22 protein-coding genes and 4 pseudogenes are annotated in these 26,943 nt (G+C 69.3%); 15 read left to right on the forward strand and 11 right to left on the reverse strand.

Annotation, left to right across the window (positions count from 1 at the left end):
* Positions 1-121 precede the first annotated feature (121 nt).
* The gene (locus tag DT019_RS32710; protein ID WP_114040603.1) at positions 122-982 is read left to right on the forward strand and encodes a haloalkane dehalogenase; all 861 of its coding nucleotides are present in this window, start codon (positions 122-124) and stop codon (positions 980-982) included.
* Positions 983-1,303: 321 nt separating this feature from the next.
* Here DT019_RS32710 and DT019_RS32715 read toward each other — a convergent pair whose 3' ends face one another.
* On the reverse strand, positions 1,304-2,575 hold the full coding sequence (locus DT019_RS32715; protein WP_114040604.1) for an APC family permease: 1,272 nt from the start codon (positions 2,573-2,575) through the stop codon (positions 1,304-1,306).
* A gap of 148 nt (positions 2,576-2,723) precedes the next feature.
* Between DT019_RS32715 and DT019_RS39895 the strand changes: the two genes are divergently transcribed.
* Both DT019_RS39895 and DT019_RS41135 read left to right on the forward strand, forming a co-directional pair.
* Positions 2,724-2,900: a hypothetical protein gene (locus DT019_RS39895; protein ID WP_189390119.1), complete on the forward strand. Its 177-nt coding sequence runs from the start codon at positions 2,724-2,726 to the stop codon at positions 2,898-2,900.
* On the forward strand, positions 2,901-3,386 hold the full coding sequence (locus tag DT019_RS41135; RefSeq protein ID WP_411292759.1) for a DUF6980 family protein: 486 nt from the start codon (positions 2,901-2,903) through the stop codon (positions 3,384-3,386).
* A gap of 90 nt (positions 3,387-3,476) precedes the next feature.
* Here the strand turns inward: DT019_RS41135 and DT019_RS32725 are convergent, their stop codons facing one another.
* Positions 3,477-4,679 (reverse strand): MFS transporter, encoded by a 1,203-nt coding sequence (locus tag DT019_RS32725; RefSeq protein ID WP_114040649.1) that lies wholly within the window; start codon positions 4,677-4,679, stop codon positions 3,477-3,479.
* 38 nt (positions 4,680-4,717) lie between these two features.
* Between DT019_RS32725 and DT019_RS32730 the strand changes: the two genes are divergently transcribed.
* Positions 4,718-5,314, forward strand: a complete 597-nt coding sequence (locus DT019_RS32730) for a CGNR zinc finger domain-containing protein (RefSeq protein ID WP_114040605.1) — start codon at positions 4,718-4,720, stop codon at positions 5,312-5,314.
* Positions 5,315-5,525: 211 nt separating this feature from the next.
* On the opposite strand, the pseudogene DT019_RS40485 reads toward DT019_RS32730, so the two are convergent.
* Positions 5,526-5,894 (reverse strand): annotated as a pseudogene (locus DT019_RS40485) (DUF5959 family protein); the annotation flags it as partial.
* A 273-nt stretch (positions 5,895-6,167) separates the two neighbouring features.
* Between DT019_RS40485 and DT019_RS32735 the strand changes: the two are divergent.
* Complete coding sequence (locus DT019_RS32735; protein WP_114040606.1) at positions 6,168-6,329, forward strand: integrase; 162 nt, start codon at positions 6,168-6,170, stop codon at positions 6,327-6,329.
* 112 nt (positions 6,330-6,441) lie between these two features.
* Entirely contained in the window at positions 6,442-6,978 is a 537-nt protein-coding gene (locus DT019_RS32740) for a hypothetical protein (RefSeq protein ID WP_114040607.1), read from the forward strand.
* Here DT019_RS32740 and DT019_RS32745 read toward each other — a convergent pair.
* Complete coding sequence (locus DT019_RS32745; RefSeq protein ID WP_114040608.1) at positions 6,935-7,726, reverse strand: IS5 family transposase; 792 nt, start codon at positions 7,724-7,726, stop codon at positions 6,935-6,937. The genes DT019_RS32740 and DT019_RS32745 overlap by 44 nt on opposite strands.
* A 285-nt stretch (positions 7,727-8,011) precedes the next feature.
* Here DT019_RS32745 and DT019_RS32750 point away from each other — a divergent pair, with 285 nt between their 5' ends.
* A complete protein-coding gene (locus DT019_RS32750) occupies positions 8,012-8,911 on the forward strand; it encodes an SDR family NAD(P)-dependent oxidoreductase (protein WP_114040609.1) in 900 nt (299 codons plus the stop codon).
* A 396-nt stretch (positions 8,912-9,307) separates the two neighbouring features.
* Here DT019_RS32750 and DT019_RS32755 read toward each other — a convergent pair whose 3' ends face one another.
* The 4 genes from DT019_RS32755 to DT019_RS32770 form a co-directional block, all read right to left on the reverse strand.
* Complete coding sequence (locus DT019_RS32755; RefSeq protein WP_114040610.1) at positions 9,308-10,153, reverse strand: class I SAM-dependent methyltransferase; 846 nt, start codon at positions 10,151-10,153, stop codon at positions 9,308-9,310.
* Between the two features lie 734 nt (positions 10,154-10,887).
* The gene (locus DT019_RS32760; protein WP_189390123.1) at positions 10,888-12,009 is read right to left on the reverse strand and encodes a PQQ-binding-like beta-propeller repeat protein; all 1,122 of its coding nucleotides are present in this window, start codon (positions 12,007-12,009) and stop codon (positions 10,888-10,890) included.
* A 335-nt stretch (positions 12,010-12,344) separates the two neighbouring features.
* Positions 12,345-13,277 (reverse strand): MBL fold metallo-hydrolase, encoded by a 933-nt coding sequence (locus tag DT019_RS32765; protein WP_114040612.1) that lies wholly within the window; start codon positions 13,275-13,277, stop codon positions 12,345-12,347.
* Between the two features lie 46 nt (positions 13,278-13,323).
* Positions 13,324-14,541, reverse strand: a complete 1,218-nt coding sequence (locus tag DT019_RS32770; protein ID WP_114040613.1) for an MFS transporter — start codon at positions 14,539-14,541, stop codon at positions 13,324-13,326.
* 357 nt (positions 14,542-14,898) lie between these two features.
* Between DT019_RS32770 and DT019_RS40490 the strand changes: the two are divergent.
* From DT019_RS40490 to DT019_RS32790, 4 genes and pseudogenes are all read left to right on the forward strand, one after another.
* Positions 14,899-15,423: pseudogene (locus DT019_RS40490) on the forward strand (transposase family protein); the annotation flags it as partial.
* A gap of 1,071 nt (positions 15,424-16,494) precedes the next feature.
* Entirely contained in the window at positions 16,495-16,650 is a 156-nt protein-coding gene (locus DT019_RS39905) for a hypothetical protein (protein WP_189390125.1), read from the forward strand.
* 370 nt (positions 16,651-17,020) lie between these two features.
* A pseudogene (locus DT019_RS32785) lies at positions 17,021-18,263 on the forward strand (IS256 family transposase).
* A 233-nt stretch (positions 18,264-18,496) separates the two neighbouring features.
* Positions 18,497-19,297, forward strand: coding sequence for an alpha/beta hydrolase (locus DT019_RS32790; RefSeq protein WP_114040616.1), 801 nt, complete (start codon positions 18,497-18,499; stop codon positions 19,295-19,297).
* A 470-nt stretch (positions 19,298-19,767) separates the two neighbouring features.
* Here DT019_RS32790 and DT019_RS32795 read toward each other — a convergent pair whose 3' ends face one another.
* A complete protein-coding gene (locus tag DT019_RS32795; RefSeq protein ID WP_114040617.1) occupies positions 19,768-20,025 on the reverse strand; it encodes a hypothetical protein in 258 nt (85 codons plus the stop codon).
* A gap of 379 nt (positions 20,026-20,404) precedes the next feature.
* On the opposite strand from DT019_RS32795, the gene DT019_RS32800 reads away from it, so the two are divergent.
* Both DT019_RS32800 and DT019_RS32805 read left to right on the forward strand, forming a co-directional pair.
* Positions 20,405-20,620, forward strand: a complete 216-nt coding sequence (locus DT019_RS32800; RefSeq protein WP_114040618.1) for a hypothetical protein — start codon at positions 20,405-20,407, stop codon at positions 20,618-20,620.
* Positions 20,621-22,000: 1,380 nt separating this feature from the next.
* Complete coding sequence (locus DT019_RS32805) at positions 22,001-23,803, forward strand: ricin-type beta-trefoil lectin domain protein (protein ID WP_114040650.1); 1,803 nt, start codon at positions 22,001-22,003, stop codon at positions 23,801-23,803.
* A 289-nt stretch (positions 23,804-24,092) separates the two neighbouring features.
* Here DT019_RS32805 and DT019_RS32810 read toward each other — a convergent pair whose 3' ends face one another.
* Complete coding sequence (locus tag DT019_RS32810; RefSeq protein WP_114040619.1) at positions 24,093-24,704, reverse strand: TetR-like C-terminal domain-containing protein; 612 nt, start codon at positions 24,702-24,704, stop codon at positions 24,093-24,095.
* A 137-nt stretch (positions 24,705-24,841) separates the two neighbouring features.
* Between DT019_RS32810 and DT019_RS32815 the strand changes: the two genes are divergently transcribed.
* A complete protein-coding gene (locus DT019_RS32815) occupies positions 24,842-26,044 on the forward strand; it encodes an alpha/beta hydrolase family protein (RefSeq protein ID WP_114040620.1) in 1,203 nt (400 codons plus the stop codon).
* 49 nt (positions 26,045-26,093) lie between these two features.
* Here the strand turns inward: DT019_RS32815 and DT019_RS32820 are convergent, their stop codons facing one another.
* Positions 26,094-26,603, reverse strand: coding sequence for a mycothiol transferase (locus tag DT019_RS32820; protein WP_114040621.1), 510 nt, complete (start codon positions 26,601-26,603; stop codon positions 26,094-26,096).
* Positions 26,604-26,772: 169 nt separating this feature from the next.
* Here DT019_RS32820 and DT019_RS40495 point away from each other — a divergent pair.
* Positions 26,773-26,915 (forward strand): annotated as a pseudogene (locus tag DT019_RS40495) (Lrp/AsnC family transcriptional regulator); the annotation flags it as partial.
* Positions 26,916-26,943 lie beyond the last annotated feature (28 nt).

Raw genomic sequence — 26,943 nt, forward strand, 5'->3', positions numbered from 1 at the left:
CGTCGATTCGGGTGTGGAGAATCCGCACCCATCGTAGATCGGGCCCAGCACCGGAGGACTCGGCAATCGGGCGGCGCACCCGCACACTACACATGTAGTGTGCGTTCATAGGGAGGGCCCGATGCTGATCGACTTCGTTCCCGACAGGAGCCTGTACCCGTTCGAGTCGCGCTGGTTCGACTCGTCCGTCGGCCGGGTTCACTACATCGACGAGGGCGCCGGGCCGCCGCTCCTGTTCTGTCATGGCGCTCCGACGTGGAGCTTCTTATACCGTCACATCGTGAAGGCCCTGCGCGACCGGTACCGGTGCATCGCCGTCGACCATCTGGGTTTCGGACTGTCCGAACGTCCTGCGGGTTTCGGCTACACGATCGCCGAGCACACCGCGGTCCTCGGAGAGCTGATCGACCACCTGCAGCTCGACGGCTTCGTTCTGATGGGACAGGACTGGGGTGGGCCCATCGGTCTGGGCGCGGTCACTTCGCGCGCGGACCGGGTGAGGGGGGTCGTGCTGGGCAACACCCTGTTCTGGCCGATCGAAGCGATGGCCAATCGGATGTTCAGCATGGTCATGAGCAGTCGTCCGATACAGCGGCGGATTCTCGAACGGAATTTCCTCGTCGAGCGCGTCCTGCTCGCTGAGCTGGGGCGCACGCTCGATGCGGCCGAGGCCGACCACTACCGCGCGGTGCAGCCCACCGCTCAAGCCCGGCGTGGACTCGCCGTGATGCCCAGAGAGATCCGTGCCGCGCGCCCCCTGCTGGACCAACTCGCCCGAGACGTGCCTGTCCTGCTCGGCGACAAACCGGCCCTGCTGGTGTGGGGAATGCGGGACATGGTGTTCCGGCCGAGCGCCTGTATCCCGCGCATGCGTGCGACCTTCGCCGATCTCGACGTGGTCGAACTGCCGCACGCGCGGCACTTCATTCAAGAGCACGCACCAGACACGATCGCCGAGGCGATCGCGAAGCGCTTCCCATAGGGATGGGTCCTCGATCTGGCCGAACACCGCATCGAGCACGGTGATGTGGCCGGCGGCAAGGGCGGCCCGCGTCGCCCGGCCGCAGGACGCCGGGCACGAGCGCGAGCGCCTCCGCCCTGCCTCCGTCCAACGTATGCCCTCAGCGCTCGATCGCGGCCGTCACTCGAAACGAACCGCACCCGGTCGCTCCGGCTCTGGCCGCTTCCCCTGCCCACACCCAGCTGGCGTGGGCTGCGTCTCCTCAGTAAATTCCCCACCCCCTCCAGGAATGGGGCCGCAGAACGTCCTGCCGCCCGATCAGCATCGCTCCTCCCCCGGCATTCAGGTGCTGCGGGTGAACCACTTGCGGGCGCCGTACAGAGCAGCGCCGAGCGCGATCACCACGGCTCCCCACAGCACGGAAGCCGCGGGCAGCGCGAGTGCCAGGACGATGCACCCGGCCAGGCCGACGACGGGCACGACCCGGGGCGGGCGTCCTTCCTCGCGGCTGAGAGTCCAGGCGGAAGCGTTGGCGATGGCGTAGTAGGCCAGCACGCCGAAGGAGGAGAACCCGATCGCCCCGCGCACGTCAGCGAACGCGGCCAGGACAGCGACGACGGCGCCGACGGCCAGCTCGGCATGGTGCGGTACCGCGAAGCGCGGGTGGACGGCGGCCAGGGCGTGCGGCAGGTGGCGGTCTCGGGCCATGGCCAGAGTGGTGCGGGAGACCCCGAGGATCAGCGCGAGCAGTGAACCGAGGGCCGCCACCGCCGCCCCGACGCGCACAACGGGCACCAGCCCTGGGACGCCGGCCGCGCGCACGGCGTCTGCCAGCGGCGCGGCGGTGTGGGCCAGGTGGTGGGGGCCGAGCACCGAGAGAGCAGCGAGCGCGACGACGGCGTAGACAACCAGAGTGATGCCGAGCGCCATGAAGACGGCGCGGGGGATGGTGCGTTGAGGTTCGCGGACCTCCTCGCCGAGGGTGGCGATGCGCGCGTAGCCGGCGAAGGCAAAGAACAGCAGGCCCGCCGCCTGGAGTACGCCGGGCCATCCGGCGCAGGCGCCGACGGTCCAGTGGCCGGTGTCGGCGGCCGAACTGCTCAAGCACGCCGTGACGACGGCAGCGAGCACGGCCAGGACCACGGCGACGATCGCGCGGGTGAGCCAGGCGGCCTTCTGCAAGCCGACGTAGTTCACCGCGACCAGCGCGACCACCGCGGCGACCGCCACGGCGTGGGCCTGGGTGGGCCACACGTAGGAGCCGACGGTGAGGGCCATCGCCGCGCAGGAGGCAGTCTTGCCGACCACGAAACCCCACCCGGCCAGGTAGCCCCAGAACTCGCCGAGCCGTTCACGGCCGTAGACGTAGGTGCCGCCGGACTGCGGATAGCGAGCGGCCAGCCGAGCGGAGGAAGTGGCGTTGCAGTACGCCACCACGGCGGCCAGGGCCAGGCCCAGCAGCAGGCCGGAGCCGGCCGCCGAGGTGGCCGGTCCGAGGGCGGCGAAGATGCCCGCGCCCAGCATCGACCCGAGACCGACCACGACCGCGTCGAAGACGCCCAGGTGCCGCTTCAGTTGCGCTGGTCCGGCCGTTGTTGGCGCCGACGTACTCATGACCCGCCTTGTCGATGACGACTGCTGATACCGGCGCACGATAGCTGAGTGAGGCATCCACCGGATGAACCCGTCGGCGGAGCTTCCCTCACCCGAAGGGTTCGCGCTTGTTCGAATCCACAAGCTTGACGCCTCGCGGGAGGCCCCGGTGGTCAGCGGCGATCCCGGCGCCAAGCCGATACCCGCAGCCAACCTCCAGGGCATGACCACCATGGAGGACGGCGGTCGCCTCCACATCGACCACTTCCCCGAACATCCCTACCTCGTTGAGGGATCTCTGCCGATCGTGGTCAACAGTGCCCCCCAAGGGATGCCGACCCGATGAATGCGGGAAGGTCGACGTCGCGATCAGGGATCATCGGCGGCCAGCGAGCAGGTAACCGGCGCACCGATCCTGATGCTGTCTCAGATACCGGGCCGCCATCGCGAGAACGCCCTGGGTGACGGCGACGCCCTCGAAGGTCCCGCCCGCTGTGCCGTTCCAGAACGAGCTGCCCTTCCATCTTCGGGTTGGCCAGGCCGACATGACAGGCATCTCGCTTCGGTTGCAGACCACGACGACCCCTTCGCCTGCCCAGACGCGCTGATCAAGTTCAGCGCCAAGTTCCAGGAGTACGGGCTGATCATCCACGACGGGGGCACTTCGAGCAGCACTATCGACTTCTGCCCCTGGTGCGGACGGCGCCTCCCCGAATCGGAGCGGGACCGATGGTTCGACGAACTGGAACGCCGCGGAATCGATCCGTGGGAAGACGAAGTCCCAGCCGAGTTCCAGGACGACCGCTGGCTCGCCGACCCGTCTCAGGACTGACGAACCAACAGCCTCTCAAGCCACTTCCGATACACGCCCAGGCAATCGACGCGCACCTGGCAAGGCCATGGTTGTCGCTCCCGCGCCTGATCAACCCGGTGCCGCACGGCCCCCGGACGGGGTGGCTGATGCCGACGGGACAGCGAAGAAACCCAGTGCGGCAAGGACCGCCAAGCTCGCTGCGAAAGCCAAGGCGCCTGGAAGGGACCACGTCGCGACCGGCCCGGCAACCGCCGCACCCAGGGCGAATGCGGTGATCTTCAAGCTGGCGCCGGTGGTGAATATCTGCCCGCGCAGTCGTTCAGGAGCCTCCCGGTGACGGACCGCGAACAAGGCAGCCAACTGGGGTCCCTCACCGATCCCGGCGACGAGTACGGCCACGATGAGCACGACTGGTTGGCCCCATATGGCCAAGGCCAGCGCGGCAGCCTGGATGAGGGCACTGGCCCAGATCACCGTGTCGGGGGCGACCGAACGCGGAAACCGCGCGAGGACGGCGTTGGCCACCAGAGCGGAGATCGCCGTGCAGGACAGCAGCACCGCACCGCGGTCGGCCCCGCCCAGGACCCGCTCGCCCAGGAGCGGAATACAGGCCGTCAGCATGCCCTGAGCAGCGCACGAGAGGACCGAGGTCAAGGTCGCTCGGGCCAACGGCGGCCTTGTGGCGAGGACCCGCAGACCGGCAGCAAGGTCACTGACCACTGAGGTTGTCGGAGCACCGCGCGCCCGGCCGGGGCGCGCGGGCAGCATCCAGGCGGCGGGCAGCGCCGAACCGATGAGTACCGCGGCGACCACCACGGCCGTCGGGGCGCCCAGCGTCTCCGCCACGGTGCCGGCGAGTGCCGGACCGGCCAGACTCGCCATGCCGAACGTCATGGCGTCGAGTGTGTTCGCCCGGGGCAGGCGGTCGCCCGGCACCACACACGGTAGTTGGGCCGTCCATCCGCCCGACAGGGCCGGCCCCAACAGCCCCGTCACCACAGCGATCAAGATGGTGACACCGACCGGCAACCGGTCCAGTCCCGCGAGAATCACCCCCAGCCCCGCCGCATACAGGACGAGAGCCCCGGCCAGCAGGCGTCCCGGCCGTACGGCTCTGTCAAGGAGTGCTCCGATCACCGGCCCGCCCACCGCGGCAGCGATTGTGATGCCCGCGAGCAGCGACGACGCTTCGACGGCCGATCCGGCGAGGGCGAATGCTGCGAGCATCAGCGACGGTCCCGACATCTCGTCCCCGGCACGAGCTGCTACGGCTCCAGCGAGATAGAAGCAGAGTGAGTAACGCCGTTCCATCAACAGGACGTTACGGAGGTAACTCAAAACTCAGCAAGATGCGTTACATTGCGCAGGTGTCCTTCAACAGCGACGACTGGTCCACCCGGCTCTCCGTGCTGACCACAGCTCGGCGCACGGCCGCCCTGATCAACGTCCTCACGGACGAGCACCCTGACCCCATCGCCGTCGCCGACGTGCTCCGCGCCTACGGTGAGACTGACCCCATCGATCTCACGACTGGGGACGTCGTCGAGATGCGCGCAGCCGCTGCCCTACTGCGGCAGGTCTTCGCGGCCGAGCACACGGATGACGCGGCGGCGACCCTCAATCGCCTCCTCAAGGACCACGCCGGAGCTCTCCGCCTGACCTCGCACGGCGGCAGCACCCCCTGGCATCCTCACCTCGACCACGACGACAACGCCCCCTGGGGCGAGTGGCTCCTGGCCTCCTCCTGCATGGCTTTGACCGTCCTGGTCTGGGACCGCCAACGCCCGCCCGGCAGGATCTGCGCATCAACCAGCTGCCAGAACGTGTTCATCGCACAAGGCAGCGGCCCGGAACGTCGCTACTGCTCCCGCCGGTGCGCCACCCGCGAAAGAGTCGCAGCCCACCGACACTCCCGCTCCCCCGAACGACCGGGCAAAACCAAGTAGAGCACCCGGAGCAGAGCACCACGCGGTAGCGCTCAACGAGGTGGCCGGCGAGGCGGCATGGGGTTGAAAAGCAACGCTGGGCTGTGCAGCGAGTCTGCCCATCTGCACTGGTTGCGCCGCCTGCGGACCGGCTGGGAGATCCGCGATGACATCCGTGAAGCCTTGCTCAGCTTGGGGCTGTTCTCTGATCTGCTGGCAGCGGCTTGCCCGTTCACTGCCAGAAGTTCCTTGGCCGCGGCGATGTGACCGTCTCGTTTGGCCAGGTCTTCCGCACCTGCTCGTACTGCTTGCGCAGGTCATCGACCCAGCCGCAGCCCACGTCCAGCCAGACTTGGATCGAGGAGACCGACTCGGCGTCGTCCACCGTGACGACGGGAACGGGCACCGAGAACTGGCGGTCGATCTCCAGGCGAATCTCGATACTGCGCAGCCAGCGGATGCCTCTGCCTGCCGCGAGCTCGTCCAGGGCCGCAGACCAGTCGTCCAGGTCCTCGGGTGACAGACGTACCTCAAGGCGCCCGTTGGCGAAGCCACTCGTGACGATGATCTCGGCGTCGAGGTAGTCGTTGTACGGAGTCGGCCCCGGCCTGTTTGCCGACCCAGCACCCGCAGCCGGACGCTATTGCCGCCGATGTCCCCGTCACTCATGCGGATCAGGTCCACCCCGCTGCCCTCAACCACGAGCCCTCCCGGTACCCACGACGATCACTCATCATGCAGGATTCGCGGACCGCCGCTCACGTCTCAAAGAGCATTCTGTTCAGCCGGGGCCGGATCCAGGGCGTCGCGCCTGGACCTGCTGCCGATCACCTTGGCCACCTCAGCCCTCAACGTCCTGCGGCACAGTGGCGCAATGTCACTGCAGCAGGCCGGCATTGACACCACGGGCATCGCACTCCAGCTCGCCCGGGCAGGCGTCCGCTCCACCGACGCCTACGTCCACGCCGACCTGACCACCAAGGAGAGAGCCCTCACCCTCACCACGCCGGTCACCGCCCGCCCAGGCCGCCACTAAGTGGCTGTTGTTGTTCCGAATCTGAAGGCGGCGTTTTCGCTGGTCAGGCATAGGGCCGGCGATTCGGCGGGAGTGGTGACTTGTCGGGTCGTCGCTCCCCGGGAGGCTGCAGATGCCGTCGGTCGTCGGACTGCTGGAACAGCACGAACTCGCCGCTCGCCGTCGAGTCGACGGGCTGCGTGAGGAAGCCGATCGCATCCAGGCCGAACTGGCCGCGGCCGAGCGGGAATGGCAGGAGTGGGCGATCGCCCGCAGGCGGGTGGGCACCGTCCTGGCTCCGGACGGCGGTGACATCGCCGGTCAAGAGGCCGCCCATGGCCCGCAGGACGCGGACGCGTGCTCGGCGCCCGGGCCTGCGGCGAAACCGAAGTCGCAGGTGCCGGTGTGGCGTGAGGGGCTGGCCTGGTCAGTGCTGTCGGTGGACTGCCAGCGCATCCTCGCCGCGCTCGCGGACCGGCACCGTCTCCATCAAGGGCCCCTGGCCTGCCAGGAGTTAGCCGTGCTGTTCGGTCTGGACGCGGTGCCGGCCAGGGTGGAGGCGCTGCGGTCGATGGCGAAGCGTCTGGTCGCGCGGGGCTGGCCGGCCGAGCGGCAGCCGGGCCGGTTCACCCTCGCCCAAGGTGTGGCCGGGCAAGTCGGCGCGTCATGAGCAGGGTCATCGACCAGTAGACCATCGCCTCGGCGCTGGCGGTGCGGCGTTCGAAGTCGCGCACCAGACGGCGGGTGCGCATCAGGTGGGCGAAGAACCGCTCGACGATCCACCGCTTGGGCAGCACCACGAAGCCGCGCATGTCGTCGCTGCGTTTCACGATCGCCAGGACCAGGGCGAACGTGGCCAGGCAGTGGGTGACAAGGCCGCCGGTGTAGCCGCCGTCGGCCCAGACCAGTTCCAGCCGGTGGTGGACGTCGACGACCTGCCCGAGCAGTTCCTGGGCGGCGATGCGGTCGCCGGTGTCCGCGGCGGTGACCATCACGCCCAGCAGCAGGCCGAGCGTGTCGACCACGACGTGCCGCTTGCGGCCATTGATGAGTTTGCCGCCGTCGAAGCCGCGGCTGTCCGTTCCGACGACGGCGTCCGCCTTGACCGACTGCGAGTCGATCACACCGGCCGTCGGTGCCGCGTCGCGGCCCAGCGTTTCGCGGACCTGCCCGCGCAGCCGATCGTGGAACTCCTTGACCAGGCCGTGGTCGCGCCAGCGGCGGAAGAAGGCGTAGACCCGGTCCCACGGCGGGAAGTCGACCGGCATGCCGCGCCACTTGATTCCGTTGTCGACGAGGTAGCGGATCGCGTCCAACATCGCGCGGTGGCAGTACGCCTCTGGCTGCCCGCCCCGCCCGCGCAGCCAGCCGGGCGCCGGCAACAGCGGCCGGACCTGACCCCACTCCGCGTCCGTCATGTCCGACGGATACCGCCGAACACGTTCCGGGTGATCCGCTGCGTTTCCGAACCGGTGGGCAACACAATCACACGACGGAGACGCCGAGTTGAACTCCACCGGCACGAGCACGTACAACTGCGGCAACAGGGTCTCCTGGATCTCGGTCGGCTTCGCAACCCCGAGCTACCAAGAGGCCCTGCCTTCATGCCCGCGGCCAGCGGCAACCACCCGATCGGGACTCCCGTTCGACGAACACCCCTCAAGATCGGAACGACAACAGCCACTCAGACTGGAGTACCTCACATGCACACCTCAGCCGGAACCCCGAGCCGCGTCTGGTTCATCACCGGTGCCAGCCGGGGCCTCGGCCGGGCCTTCGCCGAGGCGGCGCTGACGGTCGGCGACCGTGTCGCGGTCGCCGCCCGCACCACGGCCCCGCTGGAGGAACTCGCGGCCGCCCACCCCGGGCAGGTGCTGCCCCTCGGGGTGGACGTGACCGACCGCGACGCGGTCTTCGCCGCCGTCGCCGAGGCGGTTGGCCACTTCGGCCGGCTCGACATCGTCGTCAACAACGCCGGAATGCTGACGATGGGGATGGTCGAGGAGTTCACCGAGGCCGAGGCCCGGGCCCAAATGGACCTCAACTTCTTCGGCGCGCTTTGGGTCGCCCAAGCCGTCATGCCCGTTCTGCGCGAGCAGGGCTGCGGCCACCTCGTGCAGGTCTCCAGCATCGCAGCCCTGGGCGGATTCCCCAGTACCGGCCTCTACAGCGCCAGCAAGTTCGCCCTGGAAGGCCTCACCGAGGCGCTCGCTGCGGAGGCGGCGGCCTTCGGGGTCAAGGTGAGCATCGTCCAGCCCGGCGGCTACTGGACGGACCTCTACACCGCCATGCGCAGCACGAACCCCATTGAGGCGTACGCGCCACTGCGGGCGGAACTGGCCGAGCAGTTCGCCGAAGGCTCGGTCGACAGCGATCCCAAGCTCGCCGCGGCCGCGCTGCTCAAGCTGGTCGACAGCGACGAGCCGCCGCTGCGTCTCCTGCTGGGGAGCATGGTCTACGACCTCGCGTTCGACATCGCCCGTACCCGCATGGCCACTTGGGCGGCATGGGAGCAGGTCAGCCGCGCTGCCGAACACGCGATTCCCGCTCCCGCCGCCGCGGGCGAGGACGCGGGAAACGGTTTCGGGCAGGAAACGCGGTGACGTGACCAGAGGGCCCCACGTGCGCGGCCGGGCCCGGGTCAACGAGCTGCCAGGGGCGCCCGGCCCTGGCCGCCTGCGCACCGTCGGGGAAGGCCGACCACCCGGCCGGAAACAGCTGACCGATCATTCCGGCACGGCATGTCGCTCCGTACCACGGCACCTGGCCCCTGCCCCACCGCCACCACGGTGTGTCACCTGTGGTTACGCACCGCACGCCAGAAGCCAGTTGCGCGACGTTCCACCCTCGCAGCTGCCATCACGGCAGTCGTGTCGCCCAGCATGAATGAAACGGACGGACGCGACACCGCCGAGGCGCTGGGGGTTGTCGTGCTGCTCTGCCGTACCTTCACCGCCTGGCCCGCGGAGAGGGTGAAGTTGCCGGACATGGCCGCGCTTTCAGGTGACCCGCGCGGCCACCAGGGTCTCGAAGGTATAGGGCCGCAGCCCATCGGTACGGTCGGCGAAGTACCGTTGCTGGAGGTCAGCACATGCGGGATGGTCCACGACCCTCAGCCCGCACCGGCTGATCAGCCTCTCGATCTCGATGACCGGCCAACCGGGCTGAAGGGGCTCGCCGGCAGAAGCCGCGATCGGGGTGTAGATCCGGGCGAATTCCGTCCCCACGTCGTCCAGCACACAGTCCTCGGCCCGGTAGGAGAACACCACCTCAGACCCCGGAGCAGCCGCCGCGATCGTGCGCAACGTCGCCTCGATCGCCTGCGCCGTCAGATAGGGTGCGACGCCCGTCCAGCAGAACATCGCCGGCTGCGCCCAGTCGAACCCGGCCGCGCCCAGAGCAGCCTGAACCGGTTCGGCCTCGAAATCAACGGGCACGAACATCTGCGAGTCGCCGAGCGGCAGGCCGAGCACCCTGACCCGCTCGAGCTTCCAGGCCTGGGAAGCAGGATGATCCACCTCGAACACCGTCAGCGGGCCGAGCAGATCCGGGCGCCGCCACGCGAACGAGTCAAGCCCAGCGCCAAGGATCACGTACTGCGTGAAGGCGCCAGCAGCCAGCCGGTCCTCGGCGTACCGGCTCCGAGTGCAGACAGCCGCGCGGGACGCGCGACGGACCGGGCCGGGGAACAGCGGATCGTACCGGTCTCGCAGCTCGCGCCATACCGGGCCGACGAGCACCAGGGCGAGCGCATCATCCAGTGCCCACGGCGATGCCGTCTCCAGGCGAAACAATCCACGCGACACGGCCGCAAACATGGCCGTCCTGCTCGGCGCGCTCTCCATGCATTCCTCCTCGCTGGCAGGACCCGCGCACGCCCACTCTGCGCACTTCACAGGATGCGCCTGAAGCGCTCTGACGGCCACAGCCGGATCGCCGCACGCGGCCCGTGGAAGCACGACCACTACAAGAAGCAGACGACGGCCCCTGGTACAACACCGGCCCCAGTCGGCCCTTCCAGGGGTATTCGTTCCTGATCAGGTACTTATGCGGAGGTGCTCCGGGTCTTAGCGGGAGCGGCGGACCGAGGCGTTCGCCTCGGAGGGCCCGGCGCTCGTGGCCGGCGCCCAGTCCAGTGGCTCGGCAGAGATGTATGCCGGCAGCCTTGTCTGGCATGCGTATACGGGAGGAGTGCCTTCTGCGGGGGCAGGCTCCTCGTAACACTCAACAAGCAGGTCGCCACACAGGTCTTCCAGTTCGTCCGGCGCTTCCCCCAGTAACGCGTGGGCCCAGGCCTCGATGGACGCGCTCTTCAGCGCATCGGACGGAACCTGATGGAGCGGTTGGGGACCCATCGCCTCCCACCCCGACGAATCGTCCGCACGGAACAGCAGCCGCCACCGATACGGCTGCCAGTAGGGCCTCTTCAACGAGAAACACGCCCCCGTTTCGCTGCGGGCGGCGGCTGGTCGGTCGACGTGGCCGATATGCCTGGTGACGGCTTCCGTCGATCGACGATGGTTACCGGACACGCCAATCACGGGACTCCTGGGCAACCTCGGTCGAGGCCGTCACGTAGTCACGGCGTCCCTGGCCTACGGCTCCTGAGCAGCCGGGACGGCATCTGTCCGGTCCGCGCGTCGATGGCGATCAGCCTGTCCGTGTGGGTCGAGAGGAAGGCTATGCCGTTCCAGAGGACGGGTACGGTGCCACCTTTGGGACCCAGGTATCGCTTCCAGCGGCGGGTGCCGGTGGCGAGGTCAACGGCGTACAGGTAGTTGATGTCACGGCCGGAGACAACCCAGCCCGAAGAGCCGCTGAGCGCGATGGCCGAGGCTCCGTAGCGGTTGGCCAACTGCCAGCGGATTTCGCCGGTGGCCGCGTCGACGGCGTAGGAGGCCGGACGGTCCCTGCGTGAGTGTGGCTTCGTGCTGAAGTACACGGTGTCACCCAGGACCGAGACGCTGCTCCGGATGAGTCCCCCATAGTCTCGGCTCCACAGGACCTCGCCGTCTTCCGCGGCATGCGCGAACAGCGTCGACTGGACGGCGGCGTAGACGACACCGTCCCCCACGCACGGGCTGTTGGCCATGTCTACCCACCTGCTGTCGCACGGTACCCGCCACAGGCGGTCGCCCGTGGCGGCGTCGTACGCGCCAATGTCGCCGAATTCGCTGGTGTGGAAGATCCTTCCGTCCGCGAGGGCTGGATGAGTCATGGCGCGGTCGAAGACGTCGGTCCTCCAGAGCGGTTCACCACTGGCGAGGTTCAGCGCGAACAACTTCGCAGGATTGGCGCCGCGGTTGTGCAACCAGGCGGAATCCACCCCGTACACCACCCCCTTGTCAGCCACGAGCTGTACCGAACCGTCGAAGCGGCGGCGCCAGTGCTCCTGGCCGTCCTCGGCACCGAGCGCGTACACCCTGCCTATGGCGTCGGTGACACAGACAACACCGTCGCTGACCACGGGCGGGGCGAAACCCATCCGCTCTCCGATCGCGGTGCTCCAGCGAACGGTTCCCGTCAGAGCGGCGAGTGCGTAGCAGACGCCCTCCTTGGAGCAGACGTACACCGTGCCGTCACAGACGCTCGGCGACTGGAGGGAGCTGTGTCTTCCGGATCGAACCCGCCAAGGCCGGAAGTCCTGTGGCGCTGTCCCTTCGGGGTAGACCCCGTTCCGGGCCGGGCCGCCCTGCAGCATCGCGCTTGAACTCGCCATCGCCTCTCATCTCCTGGCCATCACGTGTCGTCAGTTCTCGTGCGGTGGATCTGTGTCCGCGGCACAACTGCGCCGATTTTCCTCCAGCGGCCTCCGCTCAGGCTGCTCTGTCCCGGGAATGGAACGGGATCAACGGGTCAGGTGAACGGGGGAGGTTGAACGCCAGGCTAAGCTGCGGCTCTCATCGCTCATGGGGTCATCCTGGCATGCACTCTCCGGCTCGCGGAGCGAGTCTTGGTCAGTTTCCCGACAACGCCCCTTCAGATGGCTAGAGCGGCCCCCAGCGGGTCCTGGTGCGCGAGACACCGGGCCTGCGGTCAGGCCCCGATGGCCGGGTTCTCGCCGCCCTGCTCGGCGAGCAGCCGGTAGCGGCCGTGCTCCCGGCGGACGGTGCCGGCCGTGGGCCGCGGGAAGTGGGTGCCCAGGAGCAGTGCGTCGGTGTCCGCCAGGCCGTCGAGCAGCCGGGTGCGGGTGCGGATCGCCTGGGCGGGGTCGATGTCGACACAGCTGTGCACGTGGGGGTGGGACAGCTGCACGGGGTGGTGGATGCTGTCGCCGGTGATCAGCGCCCGCCGGTCGCTGCCGCGCAGTTCGACGGCGACCTGCCCCGGGGTATGGCCCGGGGCGGGGACCAGGAGGACGCCCGGCGCCACCTCGTGGCCCTGCTCGGGCACATGGACGAGGTCGTACTGTCCGGCGTCGCGGACGGGGTGGACGGAGTCGCGGAACATCTGGGTGCGGGCTTCGTCCAGGTCGGTGGCCGCCCAGTGTTCCCATTCGGTGCGGCTGGTGAGGTAGCGGGCGTTGGGGAAGGTGGGGGCCCAATTCCCGCCTGCGAGGCGGGTGTTCCAGCCGACGTGGTCGGTATGCAGGTGCGTGGTGATCACCAGGTCCACGGACTCGGGCGGGAAACCGGCGGCTGTCAGCCGCTCCAGGAAGTCGGTGTCGAGACCGTTCCATGCCGGGTTGGCGCGTGGCTTGGCGTTGCCTATGCCGGTGTCCACGACGATCCGCAGCCCGCCGGCCTCCACCGCGAAGCTGTGGCTCGCCAGCCGCGGGACTTCGGCGTCGGCGAAGTCGGGGCGCAGCCACGACGCCTCGTCCAGTACCGCGGGGGTGACACCCGGCAGTAGCCACGGTCCGGTCTGGCGGGGCAGTTCGATCTCGTCGACGCGGCGTACGGCGATGTCGCCGAGGCTCCATCCGGTGGTGGTGACGGGGATGCTCTGACGGGGCGTGGTGGCGTTCATCGGTGGGTCCTTCCGGGTGGGCGGGGCAGGGGCGGGCCGCACCCGGTCAGGTGGTGCGGGACCCCAGGGCACGGGTGAGGCCGGTGAGGGCCAGCAGGACGACGGTCACGGCGTAGAGCGAGACGGCGGTCTGCAAGCCGTACAGGTTGGTCAGCAAGCCGGCGAGGACGGCGGGGACGCTCATGGCCAGGTAGCTGAGGACGTAGTAGGCGGCGAGGGTGCCGGCGCGTTCGGCCGGGGCGGCCGGGGGCAGCAGCAGGCGCAGAGCTGCCTGTGTGACGGCGCCGAAGCCCGCGCCCGCCAGCGCGGCTCCGGCGAACAGCGGGAGCAGGCTGCGCAGTTGGGGGCCGCTCAGGGTCAGCAGGGCTCCCGGGATCAGCAGCGCGGCGCCGACGAGGTTCACGGTGCGGGCGGGCAGCGACCGGGCGGCGTAGCCGGCGAGGCCGGCCGCAGCCGTCATGGTGAAGAAGACCAGACCGCCGGTGGCACGGGCGGCGTCCGGGGCGATGAGCCGGGCGAGCGAGGGGCCCAGGGAGGAGTAGAAGCCGCCCAGGGCCCAGGCGGCGACGATACCGGGCGTGGCGAGGGCGAGGGCCGACCGGGAGGCGGGGGCGATGGTGACGGCGGGGCGCAGTGAGCGCCGGGCCCCGGGGTGGGGGCGGGCCGTCTCGGGGGTGAGGAGGGTCGCGGCGGCCTGCGCGGTGAAGAGCAGGAGCAACAGCAGGTAGACGGTGCGGGTGGGGGCGGGGGCGTACTGGACGAGGGCGGTGGCGGCCAGCACGCCGAGCGCCATGCCGGCCACGGGGGTGATGCCGTTGGCGGCCGTTGCCCGGCCGGGGCGGCGGGGGTCCTCGAAGTCGAGCAGGGCGGCTCCGGCGGCGCTGGTGGCCACACCGGTTGCCAGGCCTTGCAGGATCCGGGCGGCGATCAGCGCGGGCACCCCCTGAGCGGTGGCGAAGACGGCCATCGCGACGGCCTCGGCCAGCAGCGACCCGACGAGGACCGGGCGCCGGCCGAGGTGGTCCGAGAGCCTTCCGGCGGTCAGCAGCGCCAGCAGCAGGGAGAGCGCGTAGGTGCTGAACACGACGGTGAGCGTCATGGCCGAGAAGTGCCAGGCGGCCTGGTAGAGGGCGTAGAGCGGGGTCGGTGCGCTGGATGCGGCCAACAGGGTGACCAGAACCGAGGCGTGCAGCGGGAAGGCGCCGCGGCGGCTCAGCACGAGCGGGCGGCGGGGGCGGGACGGCAGGGCGGTGACGCTGGTCATGGAAGCACCTCTGAGCCTTAAGGCCAATGTTTTGCATTAAGCACTTTAGGCATCCGGAGACTCATGATGCAAATAATTAGCCTTTAGAGCCGGAGGGGGGCACGGCCCTGCCGAGCGCCGCCGCGACCAGTCGGGCGATGTACGCCCCGGACGGCCCGAGGGGCGGAACAGGATCCGACACATCAGCAGAGCGACCACCACGCCCAGCAGCGTCGACGTCCGACACGGCCTCCCCTGGCCCTGCCGCGCACGCCGACGGCCTTCAACTGCTCGGCGGCACAGTCCGAGCAGGATGCCGCGTTGGCCTGCCCGACAGCGCCCAGCACGGCATCGCGGATGCACGTGAGACTCGCCATCGAGGCCCTGGTCGGCCTGGGCGAGGGCGACTTCGTCATCATCGACGGGGCGCGGATCCCGACCCGCTGGGGGCGGCCTCTCAGCCGGAGCCTGGGTGAATGAAGGCGAACGAGCCGTACTACAGCCAGAAGCCCCAGCAGCACGGCATGAACGTCCAGGTCGTCACTCGACCACACGGCACCCCTGTGGGTCCCGCACGACACCGGGACGCACCCATGACCTCACCACGGCCCGCACTCACGGCCTCATCCACGCCTGCCTGACGAGGCAGACTCCCGTTCTCGCCGAACGGTCCTGCCAGGGCGCCGCGCCACCGTCCGCGCCCCCTCGTACCACCACCGTGAACAGCCAGAGCACCAACAGCAGTTCAACCGTGACCGTATGCGGCTGCGGGCTCCAGCAGAACGCGCCTGCGCGTAGTTGACACCATGGCGACTGATGCAACGAGCCCGGCGTTCCACCCGCCGCATCGGCGCCATCGCCCGAGCCGTCCACACATTCCTGATCTGGACGTCTTCAGGATGAAAGAGGTTCGGTAAGCCCTGCGGTGGACGCCAACGCCGCGTCGGACGTTCACCGGCCGGGGGAAAAGCTAGGCAGCGCGTCCTGCGGCGAGTGGGTGCCGCGCAGCACCGTCCCGCGCGGTGACCGCAGAACGGCTGTCGCGCGGGACACAGACGCGAGCCCCTGGTTCTAAAGGATGCCGCCAAGGAGGCCACCGCGGTGGTCGTCCCGGTCACGCGAGCAGTGACGCCCGTCGTCGCCCTGAGTGAGCTCGGCGCCACGACCGTGGTCGCACCCCGAGGCCCCGGACTGATCATTCCGCCTGTCCGGAGATACTGACCTCTCTCCAGCAGCCGAGCGACGCGGCATGGTCGTGGTCGAGGGGGATCGGGGACTGGTCCCTGACGTTCGTAGCGATCGTTCCCTGCGCAAGGAGCTGGACTTCGAGGTCGACGCTGCGCTTCTTGGCGAACCGTAGGTTGGAGCGGACCCCTGAAAGTCGTTCTTGGAGTGAGCGGTGTTCTTGGGCCAGTTGACCTACGCGAACGTTGAGCTGGATGCTCTCGGCACGGTACTGGGGCGGAATCCGCCAGGGGTCTTGTGCACGGCATCTCGTAGTTCACCCATGAGTTCACCGATCCGTTTGCGTTGGACCAGCTTGAGCCCGCCGTTGTCGGCCGCGTGCGACAGCCGCCTGGCCGATGGTGTCCTCGTGCACGAACGCCACCGGAGCCAGGCCCTCCCGGCCGGTCGGCGAGTAGATCCTGTGCCTCAGCCGCTCCTCGTGGTCGACGTGCTCGCCCTCTTCCGGCCCCGAGCGGACCAGGTCCACCGTGTGCTTGTCCGCGTCCTCCGGCAACAGCCGCCCCCGCACGAGTTGGCTGCCAAGCTGCGCCGCTACTGGGCGCCCGCGCCCCCAGGCCCGCGCGCTGCACGAAGCCCCAAACCTCTACAGCCGCGGATTCGTGCTGGTGCCGTCGGACCAGTCGCAAAAACGACTTTCCGCCAGTTCGGAGCACTACCCGCGACGCACTGCCGACGTGACCCGTTGGACTGTGTATGGAGTCTTTCTCTCTGGTGCCATCCGCCGAGATGACCCGGCTACAAGTTGCGTTCCGCAGCACCTCCGACTCGCCGATCTACGACACCGTCGTACGGCAGTGGCTCCAACAGGGCCGCGAAGTCCCCCGCGCCGTCACATCGGTCAGTTGGAGACCGCAGGTCGCCGACCTCTTCGAGAGGGCATGAACCTGGACCGGACAGCGAACCAGCTCCGCGGCTGTCGGCGCCACGACGTTTTCACCGCCGGACAGGGCGCGGGGTCACAGATCCTCGTCCGTCAGCCAGTCGAGATCGCCGATGGCGAAGAGTGCGGTGTCGTCGCCGAACCCAGTCAGGGGATGGCCCAACCCCTGACTGAACAGGGCATTCGTTCCGCCGCCGTACTGGGGATCTGCTCCCCCGTCAACGACGGATGGCGTCCCGCGTGATGGTGTAGGCGATCGACGCTGAGTAGTGCTCCGGCTGATGGCGCGCGCTCCCTGCGCACGAGGCGGGCCACCGTGCAATCCTCCCTGATAAAGAGCCAGTTCATCGAGGGAGGAGGCACACAGCGGCCCTGTCCCAGTCTGAACTACTACGTCTGCTCGATGCACTACGTTCGGCCGAGGGACTTGAACTCGTCCGCGGTGTGGCCGAGAGGAAGCTGCAGGAGCTGATCGAGGCCGAGACCGCGGCGAAGATCGGTGCCGAGTGGAACGAGCACACCGATGCCCGCACCAACTACCGCAACGGGCACCGGGACAAGACGCTCACCACGCAGGCCGGCGATATGGAGCTGGCCATCCCGAAACTGCGGGCCGGGAGCTTCTTCCCCTGCCTGCTGGAACGGCGGCGCCGCGTCGACCAGGCCCTCTACGCCGTCATCATGGAGGCATACGTTGAAGGCGTCTCCACTCGTCCACTCGCAGCTTGGATGACCTGGTCAAAGCGTTGGACGGGGACAGCGGGATATCCAAGAGCGAGGTCTCGAGGATCTGCGCCGCCCTGGACGAGCCGCTGACCGCGTTCCGCACCAGGCCCCTGAACCACCCCCCGCTTCCCGTACCTCTACCTGGATGCGACGTACTGCAGGGCGAGGGTCCGTCACCAGATCGCCTCGAGGGCCGTGGTGATCGCGACCGGCATCACCGAGGATGGCGGCCGCGAGGTCCTCGGGGTGATGGTCGGCGACAGCGAGACCGAGGCATTTTGGACCGAGTTCCTTCGCCACCTGCGCGAACGCGGCCCGAGCGGGGTCCGCCTGGTCCTCGCCGACCACCACACCGGGCTGGTCAACGCGATCCGCAAGGTGATGATCGGCGCCGCCTACCAAAGATGCCGCGTCCAATTTTTTCGGAACGTCTTCGGGGTGATCCCGAAGGACGCCGCTGAGATGGTCGCCGCGACGATCCGCACGATCTTCGCCCAGCCCACCGAGAACGCGGTCAGGGTCCCAGGTCGACACCGTCGCCGACATGCTCGGCAGCCAGTCCCCCAAGGTCAGACAGATGCTGCTGGACGCTAAGGACGACCTGACCGCCTTCGCCGTGTTTCCCGAGCGGCACTGGAAGAAGATCCAGTCAACGCACCCGCTGGAGAGGATCAACCGGGAGATCAAGCGCCGCACCGATGGCGTCCAGGTCTTCCCCAACGACGACGCCCTGCTGCGGCTGGTCACCGCCGTGCTCTTCGAGCTGCACGACGAATGGATCGCCTTCCCCCGCCGCTACATGCCCGAGGGCAGCATGGCCGAGCTCTACACCGAACTCCCCGAAAGCGCCCCCGCGCTACCCCACACCACCAACACGACCACCGATTGATCGGCTACACCACCACAAGGGACACGATCCAGCCACGCGGGGGCAGACCGATGGCTCCGCCATGCGAGTGGCGGCGTCGCGACTGCCACGGCCGAACTCTGCGCCTGGGCTCTCTCCGCTGAGGTTCTGGGGGCTACGAACACTGGCGCCTCTTATCGCGCGACCTCGACCTGCACAACCGGACATCTGATGCCATAGTGGCCAGGTAGCCGGGGTGGAGACGGGAGAGTCTCATGCCGAACAGCCGGATACCCGTGGTATTCGTCCACGGCCTGTGGCTCCACGCCATAAGTTGGCAGCAGTGGGCACAACGATTCGCCGACGAGGGCTACGATCCGGTGATGCCAGCGTGGCCGGGCGAGCCCGACACCGTCGCGGAAGCCCGCGCCCACCCCGAAACCCAGGCCGGCGTAGGTGTCGAGGCCATTTCCGCCGCATGCGCAGCTGTGATCGAGCAGCTGCCCGAACCGCCCGTCCTGGTCGGGCACTCCATGGGCGGCTTCGTGGTCCAGCATCTGCTGGGACAGGGAATCGGACGGGCCGCCGTGGCCATTTCCCCCGGACAGATCAAAGGCGTCAAAGCGCTCAGTCCCACCCAGGGCAGAGCCACCTTTCCTGTCCTCAGGAATCCCCGCAACGCGGAACGAGCCGTGTCCCTCACCCCGGAGCAGTTCCGCTTTGGCTTCGCCAACGCGGTTTCCAAGGAGGAGTCCGACACGCTCTACGAGAAATGGTCGATGCCCAGCCCGGCCCGTCCCCTCTTCGAGCTGGCACTCGCCAACCTCCACCGCGACTCACCCGCGAAGGTCGCTACGGACAACGAGGAACGCGGCCCGCTGCTCCTGCTCTCCGGCAAACTGGACCACACCATCCCGGACATCCTCACCCGCTCCACGTACAAGCAGTACAAGCGCTCCTCGGCGGTGACCGAATACCAGCGCTTCGACGACCGCGGCCACTCCCTCATCGTCGACAGCGGCTGGCCCGCCGTCACCGACGCAGCCTTGAAATGGCTGCGCAAGCACATCCCTTGACGTTCCTCCAGTGCCCGCCCGCGAGTTCGCCCACAACCAAGCAGCCCGACCCGTAGGACGTCCAAGTCTGTGTCTACGTCTCACCGTCGCATGTCGCGTTGCAGGTCCTCGGTGTGGCAGGGGAAGGACGTTGGCGGGGAAAGATGGGGAGGGCTTAATGGCTCTCCTCATCTGACGACGGGGCACAGTCGATCGTGCGTCCTTGGATCGCCTTCCCCCGCCGCTACATGCCCGGGGGCAGCATGACCGAGCTCTACCCCGAACTCCCCGAAAGCGCCCTCGCGGAGCGGCGTCGACTGACAGGCGAACGGTGACGCTCCACGCTGCAGGCGTGGGACCGGCGTTGTTGCCCCGGGGTATGGCGGCAACCCCGTCAGGGGCAGCTGGGGATCTGATCAGGCTGGAGCGATCCCGCACACCGCCTCGCGGCATGGTGGGGGTCCGCCATCTCAGCCTGTCATCGGCGCAGTTCAGCGGTCGGGCAGCAGCGCTCCGCCCGTCTGGTCGATGACGTTGCCGACGGAGCAGTTGTTCTGGTGGTTGCCGGTCCAGTCGCTGAGTGCGGGTACCACGGCAAGTTCCTGGATGCACACGGCTGCGGCGGCGAAGTTCCAGTTGTTCGCGGCGCTGACCCCGCCGGCGAAGTTGCTGTCGTTGTCGGCGAAGGCAGGCTGGGCGGCAGAGAGGGCCGCAGCGGCGAGCAGGCCGCACGTGATGATCTTTCGCATGCCCAGTGAACGCCCGCCTTCCGCGAAAGTCACGCACGCGCCCCGTCTGAACCCACCTACCCGAGCAGCGGGCACCGGCCTGGTGACCCAGCGCGCGTGGCCGTGGCAACGGTGGCGCTGAGGTGCTGTCCGACCGGGTTTGCACACCCCACTCTGAGCCCCGGCCGCCGTTGCGGCCTGCCGCGCCTCCACGGCGGTTGCCCGCGACAACGGCGGCCGGGACCACACCCCAGGGCGTTTGAGGGTCTTGCGACGGCGTTAGGGCCGACCGGGTGTCCGTGCCTGCGTGCGACGCCCCGGGGCCCCAGGAGCGTGTCACAGGACGACCAGGCTCGTTGGTGTTCACGAACACCCTTATCGAGCGAGAGGTGAACTTCTTATGCTTCGAATGAGCGTTGTCCTGGCCACGGCCATCGTGACCACCGGCCTGGCCTCTCCGATGGCGAGCGCCGTCGCCATCTCCAAGCCTGTCCCGCCGTACGCCTATCAGGACTGCCTGAAAGCCACCAAGCAGAAGGGCGAGTCCCCGTCTCATTCCAAGTGGCATTGCGACCAGTTGGTGAAAAAGGGCTGGGTCAAGCCGCCGACCCGATGATCGATCGGCACTCTGTGGAGTGATCGCAGGGTACGAGGCGGCCTTCCTCGTGATCCTGAACTCTTCACTGAGACAATGGGGTTCACGAGAAGGGCCGCGCGGTTGAGTGTGCTGGCGTCGACCGGTAGGCAGAATGCGGACGCGGAACTCTCACGCTTTCGGACGGCCTTCTACGGGTGTCTGTCCGCGCGGTCGGACGCGTTCTTCGTGCACTGCTGTGCGCGGACGAGTCAACCCCGGGCGCCGGGTTGAGTTGTCCCTGCTCGGCGTGCACCAACGCGGCTACGGCTCGCTGTGCGGATCCCTGAACCACGGCCGCTCGACAACGAGGCCTTGCGTGACCGGCTGATAACCCTGCCGATGCCCAGGGGCCCGCACGGCGCTTGCCGGCACATCCACGGCGATCGTCCGGACACCGGCCGGGGCGAGCTCAATCCTGAACTCGCCCCGGCCGGGTGGCGGTCCACCCCATGCCGAGGTGACGGAACGCCGGGCCCCGCAACACAAAGGCCCCCAAGACCCCCTTCTCCGGCCTCACCGCCGCTCGCCGTGGTGGCAGATCGCGCGGGGACCGCGGCCCGCCGGTCGTGCGACTTTGTCCAAAGCGGCGCGGGCCCTGCGCTCGACGAGGATCCGTATGCAGTCCCGCACCGGCCAGTCACGGAAGGCCGCGCGCCTGACGCCGACGGCCGCCAGTACGTCTGGGTATCGATGCTTCCGCCGTCCAACGCCGATCAGGAGCACTGAAGTTGACAGCCCTGGCGATCGGGCCGGTGAGCCGGGCCAAGGTGTGGGACCAGGGGCCCCGGACCGGGGCCGTTCGCCGCGCCCGTGCACCACAGCGGCATCGCTCGACCGGTCCCCCGCCCTCGACCAGCACTGCGGACTCTTGCTCTCGGCACCACAAGTGACAGGTGTGCTGCGGAAGGGCACGGCCCCGTTTCGGCGTGGCGCAGTGCGGATGTGGACAGGGTGGTTCCGTGTTGGCCGACTCGGCGTTGGGGGACGTAATCGCCAGGTCAGGTCATGCGCCGACTCGGAAAGCGTTCCGCGGTCAGAGTACCGCTGCGATCGGCCGTGACCCGGTGTACTCCCGCCTCCCGCAGGTCCGCTGGGGATGGCTGATGCCGGTCGGGCCGTGGGGGTTGGCGGGAAAACGGTGAACCCCTGCCGGGCCGGGGCCGTTTCCCCCAGTGGCGTCCTGGATCGCCTGGACGCAGGGCCCGCGCGCCGGCCTCCGGTCGGCCACGGATCCTTTGGTGCCCTCAAGTGTCCCGATCGAAGGGAACGTTGATGCACACTGATCGACTTCTTTGGCGCGGCGGCGCCGACGCCCGCCCGCCGGGCGGAGCTCGGCGTTTACGCCCCGTCGTGTCCGTCGTGACGGCATTCCTGCTGGCCTGTGCGGGGATCGTCACGGCCACCAGCACCGCGCGGGCCGTGAATGGCGACGGCACATCGCCGTTCGCCACGTACAACATGCACGGCTCCGACAACGGTTCACGGTGGACGTCGGAGGTCGCACCGCTGGCCGCGACCAACCAGGTGGTGGCGCTGCAGGAGGCGGGTGCGGGACCGCCGTTGCCGGCGCACGACAACGACCGCAGCGAGTTCCGCCAGATCCGGCTCACTCCCAACCGTGCCCCGCAGCCCAGTTCCGTCCAGCGGGTGACCTGGGCGGGCGGTCCGAACGCCAGCAGCCGCTACGTGTACTTTCTGCAGACCGACCCGCGCAGGGTCGCGGGGACGGATCTGGACACGTGGGACGGCGGCCAGATGAACCTGGCGTTCGTCACCGACACCCCGGCCGACGACGTCCGGGTGCTGGAGAACCCCGCCTACAACCCGGACCCCAACGCCCCCAACAACCGCTACCGGGCGCGTCCCCTGCTCGGTCTGCGGTTCGGCAGCACCTGGTACTGGAACACCCACGCCCGCGGTGAGGACGTGCAAGGACTGCTCGGCCAAGTCCGCGCCTTCGCGGCCACCGACGGCCGGAACTGGGTGCTGGCCGGCGACTTCAACGTGAACATCCTCAACCGTTCCAACGACGAGGCCCGCAACCAGTCGTTGCATCTGCGCGCAGACGAGGCTCTGCTGCGCACGGGGCAGCCGACGTACATCGGCGGCGACACACCGAGCGAGCTGGACTACGCGATCACGCGCGGTGCACCGGGCGGCTTCGCCGCGACCGTTCCCCGGGGCGGCGGATCCGACCACGTGCCCGTCGAGTTCGCCCGCACCCCGCCTCCGGTTCGGGCGCCGCTCCCGTCCCACGTCTTCCACAGCGTGCTGGCCTCCCCAACCGGCGGTCTGCTGCAGGAGAACCCGAACCGTACGATCACGGTCGGGCAGGCCCGCTACAACGGCAGCCAGACCTTCCAGATGTTCACCACCGACGCGCTCACCCACTACCTGCAGAACATCGGCACGGGTGACTGCATCGCGATCGCGCCCAGCGTCCGCCGGGCCGCCTCCACCCCGATCGTCGCGGGACGGTGCGCCGACCCGCGCGCGCAGTGGACCATCGCCCACCTCGATGACCCCCCGGCCTGGAACGACGACAACGGCGGACCGCAACGCTGGCGGAACGTGGCCGTCCCCGGCCTCTGCCTCACCCCGAACGGCGCCACGGTGAGCGCCGCGCCGTGCACCCAGGAAGCCGGCCAGCTCTGGTGGGACAACGCCGCCTCACCGCCCGCCGGATGGCAGACCACCGGTGACAACGTGCGCCTGGAATCCTCCTTCCTCGGCGGGCGGCTGCGCAGGGCCGGCAACGTTCCCGGAACCTTCGTCTACACCCAGCCCACACCGCCCCGCTCGTGGTGGATCTACTGGCTGTTCTACGAGAAGCAGGACTTCGGTTGGAACATTCAGCGGATCAGCCGGGCCGACAACCTGGTCCGCATCCAGAGCCTCAGCGGCAACAACCAGTGCCTGGGCAGCCAGGACGTGAACGCCAACAAGCAGACGGCCGCCCTGCTGTATGCGTGTGACGATGCCCGTGGCGTCGCCGGAGCCGGTCAGCGCTGGCTCGCCGAGGCCTACCCGGACGGCAGCATCCGCTACCGCAACGAAGCCAACCACCTGTGCCTGCTGGCCCCCGACGCCAACCACGGCCGCGTCAACCTCTACACATGCCAGGACATCCCAGCCGAACGCTGGAACACCGTCAGCCCCTGAACCCCGCCGGGCCGTCTGGGACCACCGCACGACCGGCCCGGGCGGCCCGGCCCGGCTGAAGGTGCGGCGCGGACCGGTACCGCTCGTTCGGCCTGCCGAGTCGTCGCCCGGTTCGGCCGGTACGGGCAAGACCCCGGCGCGGGCGTCACGGTCGCAGGGCTCGGGCCCGCGCCGCTCGTAGCACCAGGCACCGAACCGTACGGCCGCCGCGACGCAATGGAGAGCAGGACGGTCTCGTACAGCTCGGGCACCGGCCAGCTGCTTCTGTTCGGTCGAGCGGCGCGGTCCCTCAGGCCGAGAGCGCCGCGATGACCTTCGCGGTGAGCCGGTCCAGGTAGTCGTCGCCGGTCGGGGTGCGCACCACGGCCACGCGCCAGTAGACCGGGCTCGTGAGGAAGTCCAGGTTCAGTTCATTGTTGGCGTCCGGCGGGAGTTCGCCGCGCTCGACCGCCCTGCGCAGCACGTGGGAGGCGTGCTCGCGGCGCGGGTCGCGCACCGCGGCGAGCAGGGCTCTGCCGAGTTCCTCGTTGCGGATGCTCTCGGCCATCAGGTCCGGGATGACGCGGGTGGTCAGCGGGTGGCTGAGCGCGGTGATCCAGCCATGCAGGAACGCGCGTACGTCGCCGTGCAGCGAGCCGGTGTCGGGGAGAGGCCCAGCGGTGGCCACCTCGGAGACCAACGCGACGGTCATCGCCTGCTTCGAGGGCCACCTGCGGTACAGAGCGGCCTTGCCCGCGCCTGCGCGGCGGGCGACGGCCTCCATCGCCAAGCGGCCGTAACCGGCCTCGGCCAGTTCCTCGAAGAACGCCGCGGTCAGCGCCTGGGTGACCTCGTCCTGCAGGACGGGCCCTCCCGCGGCGCGCCGCTCCGGCGGGGACGTGGGGGTGGCTGCTGCGCTCATGTGGCCCACCCTATCCGAGACGGAACGGTTGCGTCTCGGCTGTTCGCCCTCTAGGCTCCAACCGAGACGGAACGGGCCCGTCTCGGGTACGGATCCGCCAGATCCCGCATGCCACCCCAGCGAACGTACGGCGCACCATGAAATTCCTCTTAGACGACGGGTCCTTCTCCTTCGAGACCCTGCGGACCGCCGGATTCGCCGCCTACCAGGGCGCCGACCTCGGCGAGGTCATCGCCACCGCCCGCGACATCACCGACAGCTCCGAGGCGAGCTGGCACCGGGCCTGGAAGGCGACCGCCGAGCGCGTCGCGGCCATCGGCGAGCGGTCACTGGCAGCGGGCCACCGGGGCAGCGCCCGCGAGGCGCTCCTGAGGGCGTCGAACTACTACCGCACCGCCGAGTTCTACCTGCGCGAGGCGCCTGCCACCGACCCCGAGGTGGCCTTCCTGTCGACCGCATCCCGCAGGACGTTCGCCGTCGCCGTGAGCCTCTTCGACTCGCCGGTCGAGACCGTGGCCATCCCGTACGAGGACACGACGCTGCCGGGCTACCTCTTCCTCGTGGACGACAGCGGCACGCCGCGCCCCACCGTCGTGTACACCAACGGCTACGACTCGACGGCCGAGGAGTCCTACTTCGTGATCGCGGCGGCCGCCCTGCGCCGCGGCTACAACGTGCTCGCCTTCGACGGCCCCGGACAGGGCGCCGTACTGCGCGAACAGAAGCTCGTCTTCCGCGCGGACTGGGAAGCGGTGTCCACGCCGGTCGTCGACTACGCGCTCACCCGGCCGGAGATCGACCCGGCGCGCATCACCCTGTTCGGCTACAGCCTCGGCGGCTACATGGTCGCCCGGGCCGCCGCCTACGACCACCGGGTGGCGGCGCTCATCCTCGACGACGGTGTCTTCGACTTCGCGGGCGCCTTCGAGCGCGCCCTGCCGCCGGAGGTGCTCGCCTGGATCGACGAGGGACGCGACGAGGCCGCGGACGCCGCTCTCGGCGCCGCCGCCGAGAGCACCCAGGTGCGCTGGGCCCTCGACAACGGCGTGTGGGCGCTCGGCGCGCGCTCCTACGCGGATCTGCCGCGGCGCAGCCGCGCCTTCACCCTGGACGGCCACGCCGACAAGATCGTCGCCCCCACCCTGGTCCTGGACGCCGAGAACGACCAGTTCTTCGCGGGCCAGCCCCGCCTCGTCGCGGAGCGGCTGGTCAGCGCCCGCGCCACGCTGGTCACGCTCAGCGAGGCGGAGGGATCCGGCGAGCACTGCCACGTCGGGGCCTTCCACCGCGCCCACCAGGTCATGTTCGACTGGCTCGACGCGGCTCTGCCGACAGCCTGAACCGCGCGCTCCGGGCCCCCGCCGGGACGGCCCGGTCCCCGGCGCCGGGTCAGCGGCGCTTCAGAAGTCCGCGTACGTAGGCGGCCTGGCCGACGTGCTGGAGGTCGTCGCCGATGACGCTGATCAGGCGGACGCCCAGCGTGACGTGTGGCGTCCACCGCTCGTCGACCACACGGTCGAGCGCCGAGTCGTCCAGGCCCCGGACGAAGGCCAGGGTCTGCTCGTGCACGGCGTCGTAGTATCCGCTCAGCTGCTCGGCGGAGACGCCCTTGACCGCCGCCACCTGGTGGGCCGTGTGCCCGTAGCCGGTCTCCTCGTCACCGAGTTCCAGGCCGAACCGGTCGGCCCAGCCCCGGGCCGTCCACACCTGGTCTCGGCCGGCGGCGTCGGCGATGTGGTCGTCCTGAACCCGCGTCAGGTGCCACACGAGCCAGCCGATCGAGTTCGCCTCGCCGTCCGGCCGGAAGGCGAGCTCCTCGGCCGAAAGACCCTCGACGACGGCGTGCACGTCCTCCTGGACACGCCCGAAGGCGTCCGCCACCAGTTCCGCAGTGTTCATCCGTCCATCCTCACGTGATCGGTACGGCCGCGGGCGCCGGCGCCCGCTCGACTCCCCACGCGTGCCCCGTTTCTCCACCATCCTCACAAATACCCCCGCCTGCGGCTCGTCGGCCGACGAACGCGGACGTCGTTCGGCCGTACGGTCAGCCCAGCCGCGGCCCGGGCCGCTGGTCACCGTCGCCCGCCGTACTCTCCACGCGCGAGGCGACCGGATGGAGCGGGACGGCGTGATCGCCGGCACCGGTCCGGCGCTCTTCTTGCGGCTTTCGGCCACCCGATGCTCGCCCTCGTGCACATCGAAGTGCCCCAGGTGTCCGCGCGGTCGTCGAGCAGGGGAA

The organism is Streptomyces sp. SDr-06, assembly GCF_003324565.1.
In the GTDB taxonomy this organism is placed as follows: domain Bacteria; phylum Actinomycetota; class Actinomycetes; order Streptomycetales; family Streptomycetaceae; genus Streptomyces.

Excerpts from the sequence above, each read along its gene's own strand:
- DT019_RS32710 (WP_114040603.1), top strand. The coding sequence starts at position 122 with ATGCTGATCGACTTCGTTCCCGACAGGAGCCTGTACCCGTTCGAGTCG.
- DT019_RS32715 (WP_114040604.1), bottom strand. The coding sequence starts at position 2,575 with ATGAGTACGTCGGCGCCAACAACGGCCGGACCAGCGCAACTGAAGCGG.
- DT019_RS41135 (WP_411292759.1), top strand. The coding sequence starts at position 2,901 with ATGCGGGAAGGTCGACGTCGCGATCAGGGATCATCGGCGGCCAGCGAG.
- DT019_RS32725 (WP_114040649.1), bottom strand. The coding sequence starts at position 4,679 with ATGGAACGGCGTTACTCACTCTGCTTCTATCTCGCTGGAGCCGTAGCA.
- DT019_RS32730 (WP_114040605.1), top strand. The coding sequence starts at position 4,718 with ATGCGTTACATTGCGCAGGTGTCCTTCAACAGCGACGACTGGTCCACC.
- DT019_RS32735 (WP_114040606.1), top strand. The coding sequence starts at position 6,168 with ATGTCACTGCAGCAGGCCGGCATTGACACCACGGGCATCGCACTCCAG.
- DT019_RS32740 (WP_114040607.1), top strand. The coding sequence starts at position 6,442 with ATGCCGTCGGTCGTCGGACTGCTGGAACAGCACGAACTCGCCGCTCGC.
- DT019_RS32745 (WP_114040608.1), bottom strand. The coding sequence starts at position 7,726 with ATGACGGACGCGGAGTGGGGTCAGGTCCGGCCGCTGTTGCCGGCGCCC.
- DT019_RS32750 (WP_114040609.1), top strand. The coding sequence starts at position 8,012 with ATGCACACCTCAGCCGGAACCCCGAGCCGCGTCTGGTTCATCACCGGT.
- DT019_RS32755 (WP_114040610.1), bottom strand. The coding sequence starts at position 10,153 with ATGGAGAGCGCGCCGAGCAGGACGGCCATGTTTGCGGCCGTGTCGCGT.
- DT019_RS32760 (WP_189390123.1), bottom strand. The coding sequence starts at position 12,009 with ATGCTGCAGGGCGGCCCGGCCCGGAACGGGGTCTACCCCGAAGGGACA.
- DT019_RS32765 (WP_114040612.1), bottom strand. The coding sequence starts at position 13,277 with ATGAACGCCACCACGCCCCGTCAGAGCATCCCCGTCACCACCACCGGA.
- DT019_RS32770 (WP_114040613.1), bottom strand. The coding sequence starts at position 14,541 with ATGACCAGCGTCACCGCCCTGCCGTCCCGCCCCCGCCGCCCGCTCGTG.
- DT019_RS39905 (WP_189390125.1), top strand. The coding sequence starts at position 16,495 with ATGACCCGGCTACAAGTTGCGTTCCGCAGCACCTCCGACTCGCCGATC.
- DT019_RS32790 (WP_114040616.1), top strand. The coding sequence starts at position 18,497 with ATGCCGAACAGCCGGATACCCGTGGTATTCGTCCACGGCCTGTGGCTC.
- DT019_RS32795 (WP_114040617.1), bottom strand. The coding sequence starts at position 20,025 with ATGCGAAAGATCATCACGTGCGGCCTGCTCGCCGCTGCGGCCCTCTCT.
- DT019_RS32800 (WP_114040618.1), top strand. The coding sequence starts at position 20,405 with ATGCTTCGAATGAGCGTTGTCCTGGCCACGGCCATCGTGACCACCGGC.
- DT019_RS32810 (WP_114040619.1), bottom strand. The coding sequence starts at position 24,704 with ATGAGCGCAGCAGCCACCCCCACGTCCCCGCCGGAGCGGCGCGCCGCG.
- DT019_RS32815 (WP_114040620.1), top strand. The coding sequence starts at position 24,842 with ATGAAATTCCTCTTAGACGACGGGTCCTTCTCCTTCGAGACCCTGCGG.
- DT019_RS32820 (WP_114040621.1), bottom strand. The coding sequence starts at position 26,603 with ATGAACACTGCGGAACTGGTGGCGGACGCCTTCGGGCGTGTCCAGGAG.